We start from the raw sequence: 14,113 nt of genomic DNA on the forward strand, positions 1-14,113 counted from the left end.
AGCGTCTCGCCCTTGCGTTGCCCGCGCCCGACTTCAAGTTCTCCCCCTCGTCTCCAAGACTTCCACCGGCCCGCCGCAGCGGGCAGCAAGGCATCCCGCTCATGGCCACCGCCCTCACAGAAAAGTTCTCCCGCCTCGTCAAGACGATGAGCGGCCAGGCCCGCATCACCGAAAGCAACGTGCAGGACATGCTGCGCGAAGTGCGCATGGCGCTGCTCGAGGCCGACGTGGCGCTGCCCGTGGTGCGCGACTTCGTCGCCCGCGTGAAGGAGAAAGCGCTCGGACAGGAAGTGCTGGGCTCGCTCAAGCCGGGCCAGGCGCTGGTGGGCATCGTCAACCGCGAGCTCGCCGCCACCATGGGCGAGGGCGTGTCCGACATCAACCTCGCCGCGCAACCGCCCGCGGTGATCCTCATGGCCGGCCTGCAGGGCGCCGGCAAGACCACCACCACCGCCAAGCTGGCCAAGCACCTGATCGAGAAGCGCAAGAAGAAGGTGCTCACCGTGTCGGGCGACGTGTATCGCCCGGCCGCCATCGAGCAGCTCAAGACGGTCACGAAGCAGGCCGGCGCCGAGTGGTTCCCGAGCACGCCCGACCAGAAGCCGCTGGACATCGCGCGCGCCGCGCTCGACCACGCCAGGCGCCACTACTTCGATGTGCTGCTGGTCGACACGGCCGGCCGCCTGGCCATCGACGAGGCGCTGATGACCGAGATCAAGCAGCTGCACGCCGCGGTCGATCCGGTCGAAACGCTGTTCGTGGTCGATGCCATGCAGGGCCAGGACGCCATCAACACCGCCAAGGCGTTCAAGGAGGCGCTGCCGCTCACCGGCATCATCCTGACCAAGACCGATGGCGACTCGCGCGGCGGTGCGGCGCTGTCGGTGCGCCAGGTCACCGGCGTGCCGATCAAGTTCGCCGGCGTGAGCGAGAAGATCGATGGCCTCGAGGTGTTCGACGCCGAGCGCCATGCGGGCCGCATCCTGGGCATGGGCGACATCGTGGCGCTGGTCGAGCAGGTCACGGCCGGCGTCGACGTGGCGGCGGCACAGAAGCTCGCGGCCAAGGTCAAGAGCGGCGCGGGCTTCGACCTCAACGACTTCCTCGGCCAGCTGCAGCAGATGAAGCAGATGGGCGGCCTGTCGAGCCTGATGGACAAGCTGCCCACGCAGATGGCCGCCAAGGCCAGCGAGGCCGACCTGAGCCGCGCCGAACGCGACATCCGCCGCAAGGAAGGCATCATCAACAGCATGACCCCGCTCGAGCGCCGCAAGCCCGAGCTGCTGAAGGCCACGCGCAAGCGCCGCATCGCGGCCGGCGCGGGCGTGCAGGTCCAGGAAGTGAACCGCCTGCTCAACGAGTTCGAGCAGATGCAGGGCATGATGAAGAAGATGAAGGGCGGCGGCCTCATGAAGATGATGAAGCGCATGGGCGGCATGAAGGGCATGCCCGGCATGGGTGGCCCTGGCGGTCCGAAGCTGCCGTTCTAGGCAAACGCTTCATCCCCTCATATATATAAGAAGGCCCGCCGGTGCGAACCGGCGGGCCTTCCGTCTTCGGGGCCGCGCGCTCAGGTCTGTATCTCGTAGACCGTCTCGTGCGCTTCCACCGGCGCGGGCAGTTCCCAGCGGTGCAGCATGCGCTCGATGCCCGCGTTCGACAGCGTGGTGTCGCGCTCGCGGTTGCGGCGCATCAGCTCCGCGTGCGGCACCTCGAGGTACACCAGCTCGATCTGCGCGTGGTAGTTCCACAGCAGGTCGAGCGTCTTGGTGCGCATCTGCTCGCTCAGGTGCGTCGCATTCCACACGAAGCGCTCCTGCCTGCGCAGCAGCGCCTTGGCCTGGTCGACCGCGTGGTGCGCGGCCATGCCGTCGTTCTCGCCGTGCTTCAGGCCGAGCTCGGCGCGCGCGTCGTCGAAGGACACCACTGGCCAGCCCTGGCGCTGCCGCGCCACCCAGTGGTTCTTTCCGCTGGCCGGCAGGCCGCACATCACCGTCACCCGGGAGCCCGGGTTCTGGAACAGCGGGTAGTCGGGGCTGGTGTCGGCGCCGCGAAAGTAGGCCAGGCGCGTGTGCGCGTCCGCCATCGGGCGCGGACCGTTCCAGCAGCCTTCTTCCTGCGCGAGTTCCTCGAACAGCGCGATGTCGGCCATGCTGTCGGCGCGCTTCTCATAGCTGCGGCCGAGCATGTCGCAGCGCGCCACGCAGCACAGGTCGGGCAGGCTCAGTTCCCACGAGAGCTTGTGCACCAGCCACTCGGGCCGCACGCCCTTGCGCGAGGCGAAGGCATGGAAAGGCAACTGGTGCACCGCGATGATCCGGCACACGGCTTCGCGCAGCGCGAACGGCACGCGCGCCTTCCACATCAGCACGCGCACGTCGACCGCGCCGCGCCGCGAGTGGCCGGGCTGGCCGATGCGGCCGCTGGCTTCGTCGATCACCGTGGTGTCGGGCTTGGCGATGTCGTGCAGCAGGCAGGCCATGAACAGCACGAAGCGGCCGTCGGCATCGGCGCGCCGGTAGTGCGCGTCCTGCAGCAGCGCGTCGAGCACCATGCGCGTGTGGATGCCGACGTTGCCTTCGGCGTGGTAGTACGGGTCTTGCGGCGTCTCCTCGAGACGCCGCAGCGCCGGCAGCAGGTCGCAGCATTGCGCCCAGTCGGTGCCTTGGCCAGGCGCGGGCACCAGCGCGCGCAGGTCGTCGAAGTTCATTTTTTTCTCCCTGTCGTTGTCAGCTCGGCGGGGTCGCGTACGGTGCGCAGGCCCAGGTCGTGCCATGTCAGTTGCGGCGTGGGCGCGTAGAGGTCCGCGCCCGGCGCCAGCTGGTTGGGCAGCACCGGCCGGCGGCTGTGGTGCGAACCCGAGTCGAGGATGGTCTGCACGAAGTCCGGACGCACCCACTTGTAGCGGCCCGTCACCTGCCCGCCCGCCTCGGTCTTGAGGTACAGGCCCTCGGCCAGGTCCGACAGGTCGGTCTGCTGGCGCACCAGATCGAGCGGCTGGCCTTCGTGCGCCACCGCCAGTTCGAAGGCGCGCTTCCATTCGGCACTGCGCGCCAGCGACGGCCGCACGAGCGAGCGCAGCGCGTTCGCATGGCGCGGCATCTCGCCGTCGTACAGCACCGGCACCGGAAGCACCGGACCGCCTTCGAGCAGCGCATGCCGCGCGGGTGTCGAGAGGAAGCACTGCGCCTGCCGGTCGTAGATGTCGAACTCCAGGAAGAACGCCGGCAACCGGTCGTACCAGCAGCTGTGCTTGGCGAAGCACCACTCGCCGTACATCACGTAGCGGTCTTCGAGGCGCTCAAGCAACGCCGCTTCATGTGCGGCCGCCCAGTGCTTGAACAGGTTGAACTGGCGCTCGCCGGCACCGCCCGCGAGGTAGTGGCCGCGCGACTGCAGCAGCAGCTCGCCCGCGGAAGTGAACGACACGGCGGCATTGGCGCCATCGAGCTTTTCCTCGATGACGACCTGCATGCCGTGCAGCGCGGACAACGGCACCTGGCCGTCGTCGCTATCGCCCGCCTGCAGCCGCGAGCCTTCCAGGTGCGCAGTACGCGGGTACTTGAGCAGCGGAATCGATGAAAGGGAAGAGAGAGGAAACACGTTTGTTCTCCGGATGAAAACCAGGAAGAACCGACAACGTGCGGGAGCGAAGCTGGGAAAGGTCGGGAGCGACTTGCATGGCCGTGGTGTGGGGCCGTGCCTGGTCAGCGGGTACGCAGCTTGGCGCCCGACATGACCAGCAATGAAGTGGTGTTGTCGGCGTCAGAGAGAGATGACGGCGAATCGGGGCACTTGGCGCTCCAGTGAAGGCTGAGGTTGAAAGAGGCGCGGATTCTATAGGGAGACCGAGCCGCCGTGGAAGGGGCACTGATGCGCGAAAGCGTCAGTCGCCATGGGCGCCGGCAGTGCCGAACATGGCCTCGGGCAGCCCCGGCACATCGACTTCCACGGCCAGCAGGGCGCCCGCGAGCGTCTCGCGCGCCAGCACCTCGGGCTCGATCATCTTGGTGGCGGTGGTGATGTAGAGCGTCTTCAGTTCCGGTCCGCCGAGGCACACGCAGGTCGGGTGCGTCACCGGCAGTTCGATCACGCGGTCGATCGCACCCGAGGGCGCATAGCGCACCACGCGGTGGCCCGCGAACACCGCGTTCCACACGTAGCCTTCGCTGTCGACGCAGGCGCCGTCGGGCCGGCCGCGCTGCTGCGCGTAATCGACGAACACGCGCCGGTTCGACAGCGCGCCGCTCGCCGGGTCGAGGTCGAACGCGAAGAGCTTGAAGCGCCGCGTGTCAGACATGTAGAGCGTGCGGCCGTCCGGCGACACGCACACCGAGTTGGTCACGATGATGTCGTCGAACAGCCAGTGCGGCGTGCCGTCGGCCTCGACGCGGTAGAAGCTGCCGAGCGGCTTCTCGATCGCGGCGTCCATGGTGCCGATCCAGAGCCGGCCCTGGCGGTCGCAGCGTCCGTCGTTGAGCCGCGTGCCCTTGGCGGTCGGCTCGACCTCGGCGATGCGTTCCAGCGTGCGCGACGCAGGGTCGAAGCGGTGCAGCGTGTTGTCCAGCGCCAGCACGAAGCCGCCGCGCCGGTGCAGCGCGAGGCTGCCGAGGAACGTGCTCTGCGCAAACTCGAACACCTGGTGCTCGCCCGTGCGCTCGTCGAACGACTGCAGCCTGGGCCGCTCGATGTCGATCCACCAGACGCGCTCGCTGCGCGGGCACCAGATCGGCGTCTCGCCCAGCTGGTCGCGGGGGTTGACGAGGCAGCGCACGCCGTGCGTCATGGGGCTGTGGCTGTTCATCAGAACGTGTCCGGCAGCTCGATGCGGCGGATGTCGCCGAGCAGGAACACGTACGACAGCGCACCCAGCAGCGCCAGCACCGCCATGAAGGCCAGCGCCCACACGAAGGAGCCGGTGCTGCCCACGATGAAGCCGATGACCAGCGGCGTCGTGATGCCCGACAGGTTGGTCATGAAGTTGTAGATGCCGCCGGTGAGGCCCATGAGCTTCGTCGGCGCGATGTCGGCAATGACGACCCAGCCCAGCCCGACCATGCCCTGGCCGAAGAACGCGACCGACAGGATGGCGATCACCACCTCGTCTCGGTCGACGTAGTTGGCCGCCACGATGGTCGAGGCCAGCAGCAGCCCGGCCACGATCGGCAGCTTGCGCGCCAGGTTGGCCGAGCCGGTGCGCGTGAGCAGGCGGTCGGACAGCCAGCCGCCGAACATCACGCCCACGCCGGCCGCGATGAAGGGCAGCACCGCGAAGAAGCCGACCTTGACCCAGCCCATGTGGCGCTCGGTGGCCAGGTAGGTGGGAAACCAGGTCACGAAGAACACCAGCGTGGCGTTGCCTGCGAACTGGCCGATGCTGGCGCCCCAGATCTGGCGGTACGACAACAGCAGCCGCACGTTGGCCCACGAGAAGGGCACGGTCTGCTCGCGCCGGGCGGCCAGGCCGCCGCCGGCCTCGATGTGGGCGAGCTCGGCGCGGTTGGCCCAGCGGCTGTCGGCCGGCTCGCGATAGCAGGCCCACCACACCACGCCGAAGGCGATGCCGACCAGCCCCACGATGATGAAGAGCGCCTGCCAGCCGTACATGCCCATGATGTAGAAGAGCACCGGGCTGAAGAAGGCCAGCCCGACGTACTCGCCCACCGTGTAGATGCTGGTGGCGCGCGCCCGCTCCTTCTGCGGGAACCACGTGCTCACGATGCGGCTGTTGGCCGGGAAGCAGGGCGCCTCGGAAATGCCGAGGCCCAGGCGCATGGCCACGAGGCTGTAGAGCCCGGTGGCGAAACCCTGCAGCAGCGTGAACAGCGACCAGAAGGTCAGCGAGAGAAAGTAGGTGAGCTTGTTGCCGAAGCGGTCGAGGAACACGCCGCCCGGAATCTGCGCGGCAGCGTAGGTCCAGGCGAAGGCCGAGAACACGAAGCCCATCACGGCGGGCGACAGCCCGAGGTCCTTGGACAGCGTGGGCGCGGCAATGCCGAGCACCGTGCGGTCCAGGTAGTTGATCATGGTGCCGGTGGCCAGCAGCGCGAGGATGCCGAAGCGCGCGCGCGTGGGTGCCTCGGCGGTGGCGCCCGCGGCGGATGTTGCAGTGGTGGTGTTCATGTCTCGGGGTTCGCAGGAGTGTTCTTGGTCACGAAGCGCAGCACGCTCTCGATGACGTTGGCGCGCAGGCGCGCGACGTTGCCGGGCGCGTCCAGCTGGATGCCGAAGAGCGCCGAGAAGGTGTCGCGGTTCGACACGTTGTAGAAGCTCATCGCGCTGATCTGCCAGTGGATGTCCACCGGCTCGATGCCGTCGCGGAACACGCCCGCCTCGACGCCGCGCCGGTAGATGCGTGCCACGCGCTCGACGGCCGCCGCGCTGAGTTCGCGGATGACGTCGGACTGCCTGAGGAAGCGCGCCTCGTGGATGTTCTCGATCGTCACCAGCCGCACGAAATCGCGGTTCTGGAAGTGATGGTCGAAGCGGAACCCGACCATGCGGCGCATCGCCTCCGCGGGGTCGACATGGTCGAAGTCGAGTTCGCTCTCCACGCTGCGCACGCGGCGGTAGACGTTCTCGAGCACGGCGAGGTACAGGCCCTCCTTGTCCCCGAAGTAGTAGTAGATGAGGCGCTTGCTGCAGTCGGTCTTGCTCGCGATCTCGTCCACGCGTGCGCCGGCCAGGCCGTGCTGCGAGAACTCGGCGGTGGCGACCTCGATGATGTTCTGGCGGTTCGCCTCGGGATTGACGACACGCGCCGCGCTCTTGCGTGGCGGCGCCTGGGCGTCGTCGCCAGGTGCGGGTTGGGATGCGGGCATTTTTTCTATGTACCAGTTGGTACATCGCAATGTACCGGATGGTACAAACGCCCGGAGCCCGGGTAACTACTTAGTCGGCAAGGCGTAGGCGATCACGTAGTCGCCGCGGTCCGCCGACTGGCGCGCGCCGCCCGCGCTCACCACGACGTACTGCCGCCCGGTCTTCGGCGATACATAGGTCATCGGCCCCGACTGGCTGCCCACCGGCAGGCGGGCCTTCCAGATTTCCTTGCCGCTGGCGGTATCGAAGGCGCGCAGGTAGAAGTCCTGCGTGCCCGCGAAGAACAGCAGGCCCGACTGCGTGGCCAGCGAGGCGCCCAGCGTCGGCATGCCGATGGGAATCGGCAGGTGCATGCGGATACCCAGCGGGCCGGTGTCCTTCACCGTGCCCACCGGCACCTGCCACACCAGCTTGCGCGTCTTCAGATCGATGGCCGACATCGTGCCGAAGGGCGGCGCCTGGCACGGGATGCCCAGCTGCGACAGGAAGCGCTCGCGCATCGCGCCGTAGGGCGTGCCTTCCTGCGGCACCACACCCATCTCGATGCCGCTGGCGCCGGGCTTGATGTTCGCGCGCGGGATCATGTAGTTGGCCAGGCCCAAGCGCATGTCGTTCACGAACATGTAGCTGCTGGTCGGGTCGACCGACACGCTGCCCCAGTTCATGCCGCCGAGCGAACCCGGGAACTGCAGCGCGGGGTCGAGGCCCGGCGGCGTGTAGATGCCCTCGTGGCGCATGCCCTTGAAGGCGATGCGGCACAGCAGCTGGTCGAAGGGCGTGGCGCCCCACATGTCGGATTCGGTCAGCGTCCTGTTGCCGATGGAGGGCATGCCCACCGAGAAGGGCTGGGTCGGCGAATAGCGCTCGCCCGGCACGTTGCCCTGCGGCACCGGGCGCTCCTGCACTTCGGCGATCGGCTTTCCGGTCTCGCGGTTCAGCAGGAAGATCTCGCCCTGCTTGGTGACCTGCGCGAGCGCGGGCTGCGTGCCGCCGTGACCGTCGGGAATGTCGTAGAGCAAGGGCTGGGCGGGCAGGTCGAAGTCCCACAGGTCGTGATGGGTGGTCTGGAAGCTCCAGCGCACCCTGCCGGTCTTCGCGTCGAGCGCGACCACCGACGAGCTGTACTTGTCGTCGAGCGGCGTGCGCTCGCCGGCCCAGAAGTCGGGTGTGGCGTTGCCGGTCGGCAGGTAGACCAGGCCCAGCTTCGGGTCGTACGACATGGCCGACCACACGTTGGGCGTGCCGCGCGTGTAGGTCTGGCCGGGCGGTGGCAGGCGGGTCACCGCGGGGTTGCCCGGGTCCCAGGCCCAGGCCAGTTCGCCGGTGACCGCGTTGTAGGCCCGCACCACGCCGGGCGGCTCGTCGGTCGAGAAGTTGTCCGCCACGCGGCCACCGACCACGACCAGGTCTCCGGCGACCAGCGGGGTCGAGGTCTGCTGGTAGTAGCCGTCCTTCACCTCGCCCATGCCGACCTTGAGGTCGACGATGCCCTGCTTGCCGAAACCGGCGCAGGGCTTGCCGGTGGCCGCATCGACGGCGATCAGGCGCGCGTCGGTGGTCGGCAGCAGCAGGCGCTGGCGGCAGGCGGCAGCGGGCGCTGCGGGGGTGGACGCGGGAGCGGTGGCTTCGGCGGTTGCCCCCGGGGCCGGAGGTGTCGTTTCCACCTTCGGCTCGGCCGCCTTCGCGGCATCCTGGTCGTGATAGCCCAGCCCGCGACAGCGCTGCCAGTTCGGCGCGGTGGCCTTGGGGTCGTACTTCCAGAGTTCGGCACCGGTGTCGGCGTCGAGCGCGACGATCTTGCTGTAGGCCGTGCACACGTACACCGTGCTGCCGATCTGCAGCGGCGTGTTCTGGTCTTCCGCGCCGGAGCCGTTGCTCTGCGGCACGTCGCCGGTGTGCGCGGTCCACGCCACCTGCAGCTGGCCGATGTTGTCCTTGTTGATCTGGTCGAGCGCCGCGAAGCGGTTGCCCGCGGTGGTGTTGCCCCAGTGACGCCAGTCCTTCTGCGCCTCCTGCGGATTCACCGGCACGATGGCTGGCGCGGGACCCTGCGCGGCGATCACCGGCGCCGGCACGAAGGCGTAGACGGCGGTCATGACGAGAGCGACCGCCAGCACGGCCGCCACCGCATGGGCACCGCGCCCCGGCGTGCCGCCGGAGCGTCGCACCAGTGCCGGATAGGCGAATGCGACCAGCAGGCCCAGCACGGCGAAGGCGACCAGCCGCGAGACCAGCGGCCAGAAATGCCAGCCGGCGTCCCACACCGCCCAGGCCGCCGTGGCCGCGAACGTCAGCGCGAAAAGCCAGGCGCCGGTGGTGCGGCGTTTGGCGATGAGCAGGCCGGACACCAACAGCGCAAGGCCTGCCAGCACGAAATACCAGCTGCCACCGAGCGCGGCGAGGTAAGCGCCGCCGGCCGCGAGAAAGGCGCCCATCAGCATGGCGAGCATGCCGAGTGCCACCAGGGCCGGCAGCGTGGCGAACTGCCGGAACCGCGATTGCCGGATTTCCGGCTCCTGTATTGCCGTCATGGATCGAACCCCCTTGCTTGGCCATTGCGCGGCTGCGAACAGCCGCCGAAACCGGGAATTTTCGCCGATCCTAGGGTTTACCCTTATTCGGACCGGATTTGACCCACGCACCCGTGCGGACCCGTCCAGTCTGCGCCATGAAAAAAGCCGGCGCAATGGCCGGCTTCTTTGGGAGGGCTGAAGCGGTCTTCAGCGTTTCCTGGCGCCTCAGGCGGTGGCCAGGGCGGCCGGACGGGCCAGCCGCACGGCATGCATCCAGGCGCGGCGCAGCACGGCCGGCGAACGCGATTCCTCGGGAATCAGCAGGAAGCCGCGGTCGCGCAGCGTGGTGCCCAGCGCGATCTGGCTGGTCAGCACGGTCAGCGGGATCGCCAGCAGCAGCGGCAGGCCCACGGGCATCAGCCAGATCAGCGCGCTCGGGTCGATCATCGCGACACCGACGGCCAGCATGGCGATCACCAGCGTCATGGGGGCCAGTTGCGACATGGCAACCTTCCACGGCACGGCGGCGGCTTCACGCGGAGGCGACTTCCAGTCGAGCTTGATGCCGGTGAGGGCAACCAGCACGAACAGCGAGTGGGCCAGCATGCGGACCGGGGCCTGCACGATCGCCAGGCCGCTTTCGAGCAGCGAGCTCTTCACGATGCCCCACACACCGCCGTACTGGCGTTGCTCGCCGCGCATCAGCACGGCGGCGATGCCCAGCACGCGCGGCAGGAACAGCAGGCACAGGGTCCAGACCCACAGGCCGGCCAGTTCGGCGGGCAGCACGCTCCAGCTGGAGATCAGGCTCGAGCCGCTCAGCCACAGGGCGGTGCCCAGCGTCAGGAAGGCCAGCCACAGGGGCGCCGAGACATAGGCCATGGTGCCGGTCACGAACATCGCGCGGTGCACGGGGTGGATGCCGGGCTCCATCATCAGGCGCGAGTTCTGCAGGTTGCCCTGGCACCAGCGGCGGTCGCGCTGCAACTCGGCCAGCAGGTCCGGCGGTTGCTGCTCGTAGCTGCCGACCAGATCGGACACCAGCCAGACGTTGTAGCCGGCACGGCGCATCAGCGCGGCCTCGACGAAGTCGTGCGACATGATGCCGCCCGACATGCCGCCGGTGCCCTTGATCGGGGCCAGCGCGCAATGCTTCATGAAGGGTTCGACGCGGATGATGGCGTTGTGGCCCCAGTAGTGCGATTCGCCCAGTTGCCAGAACTGCATGCCCAGCGTGAACAGGCGGCCCGTCACGCGGGAAGCGAATTGCTGTGCGCGGGCATGCAGCGTGACGTGACCGATGGCCTGCGTCGCGGTCTGGATGATGCCGGCGGTCGGGTTGGCTTCCATCAGCTTGACCATCGAGGTCAGGCAGTCGCCGCTCATCACCGAGTCGGCGTCGAGCACGACCATGTAGCGGTAGTCCTTGCCCCAGCGGCGGCAGAAGTCGGCCACGTTGCCGGCCTTGCGGTGCGTGCGGCGGGTGCGCAAGCGGTAGTACACCTCGACCTGCGGCTGGTTCGGGCTGTCGGCCAGCGCGGCGCGCAGGTCTTCCCAGGCAGCGCGCTCGGCGGCAGCGGTCTCGGGGTTGTAGCTGTCGGACAGCACGAACACGTCGAACTGCTTTGCGTGGCCGGTGGCCGCGACCGATTCGCAGGTGGCGCGCAGGCCGGCGAACACGGTGGCCACGTCCTCGTTGCAGATTGGCATGATGATCGCGGTGCGTGCCTCGGGGTTCATCGGGTGGTTGGCCACCTGTTTCACCGACAGGGCGTGCTTGTCGCCGCGCACGGAGACATAGAAGCCCATCAGCGCGGTCACGAAGCCGGTGACGACCCAGCCCGAGAGCAGGCCGTACAGGCCGATCTGGCCGTATTCGAGCCAGACGTTGTCGTAGTCGGGCTGCACGCCGGCGAACAGCGACGAGGCGATGACGGTGCTCAGCACGGTCAGCAGCATGAAGGCCAGGCGGCGTTGCGCGGCGGCGCGCTGCCAGGGTTGCTTGGCTTCAGGGGCGGTCTTGTGCGCCGAGGCTTCGGCGTCGCGGCCGGCGCCGAGCTTCACCAGCGCGGCGGTGCCCAGGCTGTTCCAGAAACCGCGCCAGGGGCGCGGCGTCATCGAACCGCGGTTGATCGGAGGCGCGGTCACCGCATTCGGGTGGCGCTCTTCACGGACCGCGCTGCGGTGCGAGAAGTCGCTGTCGGCCAGAACATTCAGATGCGAAAAGTCGTTTGGCTTCATGTGATTTACCAACGTTGCTTGTCGAGGGAAGGGGTGTCGCCAATGGCCGGAAAGCGCTTGATGACGCAATCGGGCTCAGCGCCGCCTGCGCTTGCGAGCGCGGCTGGCGAATGACCCGCGGCGCGGGGCCGCGAGGGGGAAAACTGCTTTTGACGCAGGCCGTCGCGCTGCTGACGCAGTGCGAAAGATGGGCTGGTTAGTGCTGTCATGCCACTACAGGGGCAAACCCTGTGCCAGCCTGGAAAAACGCTTTCAGATCAACGACTTGAGCCGCTGCGAAGGCATTTTTCGGGGTTGGAGGCCGCTGGAGGGCCCCAAAACCCCTGTTTTTGTCGCCGAATCCCGACAGGCCCTTGGGCCAGACTTGCTTAGGCCTTATGAATCAACGACTTAGGCGCGTCGCTACTCGGCGACAGGGTCGCTGCCGCCAGCGACAGCGTCCGCCTTGAAGTGCCCCGGAGTGAGCTCATGCTTCTGCAGCAGGCGATAGAACTCCGTGCGGTTGCGGTCGGCCATGCGGGCGGCGTCGGCCACGTTGCCGTCCGTCAATTTCAGCAGACCGACCAGGTAATCGCGCTCGAAACGCTGCTTGGCCTCGGCATAGGTCTGGACCTCGACGCTCGGCACCCGCAGCGCACGCTGCACCAACGCCAGCGGGATCAGCGGCGAACTCGACAGGGCGCAGACCTGTTCCACCACGTTGAACAGCTGGCGCACGTTGCCCGGCCAGGCGGCGGTGGTCAGTGCCTTCAGCGCCTCGGGCGCGAAGCCGGACAGCCGCTTGCCGTACTTGGTCGACAGCCGCTGCAGGAAGTGGTTGGCCAGCAGCGGGATGTCCTCGCGGCGCGCCGACAGCGGCGGCAGCGTGAGCGTCACCACGTTCAGGCGGTAATACAGGTCTTCGCGGAACTGGCCGGCTTCCATGGCGGCGTCCAGGTCGCGGTGGGTGGCCGACACGATGCGCACGTCGACCTCGATCGACTGGCTCGCCCCCAGCGGGCGCACCGCGCGTTCCTGCAGCACGCGCAGCAGCTTGACCTGCAGGGCGGGCGGCATGTCCCCGATTTCGTCCAGCAGCAGCGTGCCGCCGTCGGCCTGCTGGAACAGGCCCTTGTGGTTGGCGTGCGCGTCGGTGAACGCGCCCTTCATGTGGCCGAACAGCTCGGACTCGAGCAGCGCCTCGGGAATGGCGCCGCAATTGACCGCCACGAACGGACGGTCGGCGCGCGCGCTGGCCTTGTGGATGGCGCGTGCCAGCAGTTCCTTGCCGGCGCCGGAGTCGCCGCGCAACAGCACCGATGCGTCCGACTTGGCGACCATGCGCGCCTCGGCCAGCAGCTCGGCCATGCGGTTGCTTCGGCTCACGATCTCCGAGCGCCAGCTGTCGTCGCCGGACTTGCTTGGCGTGGTGGCAGGCGCGCCGAGCGCCAGCGCCTGGGAGATCTTGTCGAGCAGCTCGCGGCCGTCGTAGGGCTTGGTGAGATAGGTGAACACACCGCGGGCGGTGGCTTCGACCGCGTCGGGAATGGTGCCGTGCGCGGTCAGCAGGATGACAGGCAGCGACGGATGGCGCTTGCGGATCTCATCGAAAAGCTGCAGGCCGTCGCGCCCGGGCAGCCGCACGTCGCTCAGCACGAGCTGCGGGTGCTCGATCTCGAGCTGCGTGAGCGCGGTCTCGGCCGAGGTCACGGCCGTGACCTGGTAGCCCGCCGAGCTGAGCCGCATCGAGAGCAGCCGCAGCATGTCCGGGTCGTCGTCGACCACGAGGAGGCGGGCGCCAGTGGTGCTCATCGAAAAACCTCCGTGCTTCGTACTGCGGTGGAAGCTTGCCTGGGACGGCCCCGCGCTGCGCTCATTGGTTGGGCTTGCCTGTGTTCGGTGGCGCCGCCGCGGGCACGGCCGGGGTCGTGTTGGGCCGCGCGAAGCTGCGCTCGATGGCGCGCAGGGCTTCGATGCGGTCGTTCAATTGGTCGATGCGGCGCTGGCTGTCGCGCGCCTGCTGCGCCTGCTTGTCGCGGTCGTCTTCCACGCGGCGCTGCTCCACGTAGCGCGCGGCCAACGCGCGCGCGAGCGGATGCAGGGGCTGCGCCTCGGGCGAGGGATTGGCGATGACTCGCTGCAGCAGGCCGAGCGCACGCGCCAGGTCGGCGGGCACGCGCGTCTGCGACAGCAGCAGCGCGAGTTGCATCTGCGTGACCGGCGAATCGCCGGGGTCGCCGATGCGCGAGATCTCGGCGCTCAGGTCGGCGCCGTTGAGCGGGCGCATCTTGTCGGCATAGGACAGGATGACGGCCACCGGTCCCTGCGTCGCCAGCGTGAAGAGCGAGGCGGGTTGCGTGGCCGGCGCCCTGGGTTCGGCTTCAACGGGCATCACGCGCGGCACCACCGGCGGCGGCGGCAGTGCGTTGGCCTCCGCGGGAGGCGCGGGCGGCGAGGCGCAGGCGGCCAGCAACAGGACGAACGGCACGGCGATCGCCCCGGCGAAGGTGGAACTGCGGACGAACGAGAAAGACATGGGTCGAAGAAAGGACGCGAGG

At 68.5% G+C, this 14,113-nt stretch carries 10 protein-coding genes; 1 reads left to right on the plus strand and 9 read right to left on the minus strand.

The window, feature by feature from the left end:
- The first annotated feature begins 101 nt into the window (after nucleotides 1-101).
- Entirely contained in the window at nucleotides 102-1,490 is a 1,389-nt protein-coding gene (ffh, locus tag AACL56_RS07570; RefSeq protein WP_339089210.1) for a signal recognition particle protein, read from the plus strand.
- Nucleotides 1,491-1,570: 80 nt separating this feature from the next.
- Here ffh and AACL56_RS07575 read toward each other — a convergent pair whose 3' ends face one another.
- The 9 genes from AACL56_RS07575 to AACL56_RS07615 all read right to left on the minus strand — a co-directional run bounded on the left by AACL56_RS07575 (nucleotide 1,571) and on the right by AACL56_RS07615 (nucleotide 14,091).
- On the minus strand, nucleotides 1,571-2,710 hold the full coding sequence (locus tag AACL56_RS07575) for an AAA family ATPase (RefSeq protein ID WP_339089211.1): 1,140 nt from the start codon (nucleotides 2,708-2,710) through the stop codon (nucleotides 1,571-1,573).
- Nucleotides 2,707-3,603 (minus strand): RNA ligase family protein, encoded by an 897-nt coding sequence (locus tag AACL56_RS07580; RefSeq protein ID WP_339089212.1) that lies wholly within the window; start codon nucleotides 3,601-3,603, stop codon nucleotides 2,707-2,709. The genes AACL56_RS07575 and AACL56_RS07580 overlap by 4 nt, the downstream gene beginning before the upstream one ends.
- Before the next feature lie 283 nt (nucleotides 3,604-3,886).
- Nucleotides 3,887-4,804, minus strand: coding sequence for an SMP-30/gluconolactonase/LRE family protein (locus AACL56_RS07585; protein WP_339089213.1), 918 nt, complete (start codon nucleotides 4,802-4,804; stop codon nucleotides 3,887-3,889).
- Nucleotides 4,804-6,123 (minus strand): MFS transporter, encoded by a 1,320-nt coding sequence (locus tag AACL56_RS07590; protein ID WP_339089214.1) that lies wholly within the window; start codon nucleotides 6,121-6,123, stop codon nucleotides 4,804-4,806. The genes AACL56_RS07585 and AACL56_RS07590 overlap by 1 nt, the downstream gene beginning before the upstream one ends.
- Nucleotides 6,120-6,821, minus strand: a complete 702-nt coding sequence (locus tag AACL56_RS07595) for a TetR/AcrR family transcriptional regulator (protein ID WP_339089215.1) — start codon at nucleotides 6,819-6,821, stop codon at nucleotides 6,120-6,122. The genes AACL56_RS07590 and AACL56_RS07595 overlap by 4 nt, the downstream gene beginning before the upstream one ends.
- A gap of 66 nt (nucleotides 6,822-6,887) precedes the next feature.
- Nucleotides 6,888-9,272 carry a membrane-bound PQQ-dependent dehydrogenase, glucose/quinate/shikimate family gene (locus tag AACL56_RS07600; protein ID WP_339092819.1) on the minus strand — a complete coding sequence of 795 codons (2,385 nt, stop codon included), beginning with the start codon at nucleotides 9,270-9,272 and terminating at the stop codon, nucleotides 6,888-6,890.
- Nucleotides 9,273-9,560: 288 nt separating this feature from the next.
- Nucleotides 9,561-11,576, minus strand: a complete 2,016-nt coding sequence (gene mdoH / locus AACL56_RS07605) for a glucans biosynthesis glucosyltransferase MdoH (RefSeq protein ID WP_339089216.1) — start codon at nucleotides 11,574-11,576, stop codon at nucleotides 9,561-9,563.
- A 402-nt stretch (nucleotides 11,577-11,978) separates the two neighbouring features.
- Complete coding sequence (locus tag AACL56_RS07610; protein WP_339089217.1) at nucleotides 11,979-13,367, minus strand: sigma 54-interacting transcriptional regulator; 1,389 nt, start codon at nucleotides 13,365-13,367, stop codon at nucleotides 11,979-11,981.
- Nucleotides 13,368-13,428: 61 nt separating this feature from the next.
- Nucleotides 13,429-14,091, minus strand: coding sequence for a hypothetical protein (locus AACL56_RS07615; protein ID WP_339089218.1), 663 nt, complete (start codon nucleotides 14,089-14,091; stop codon nucleotides 13,429-13,431).
- Between the last annotated feature and the right edge of the window lie 22 nt (nucleotides 14,092-14,113).

It is taken from the genome of Variovorax paradoxus, assembly GCF_902712855.1.
Taxonomy (GTDB): Bacteria; Pseudomonadota; Gammaproteobacteria; order Burkholderiales; family Burkholderiaceae_C; genus Variovorax; species Variovorax paradoxus_Q.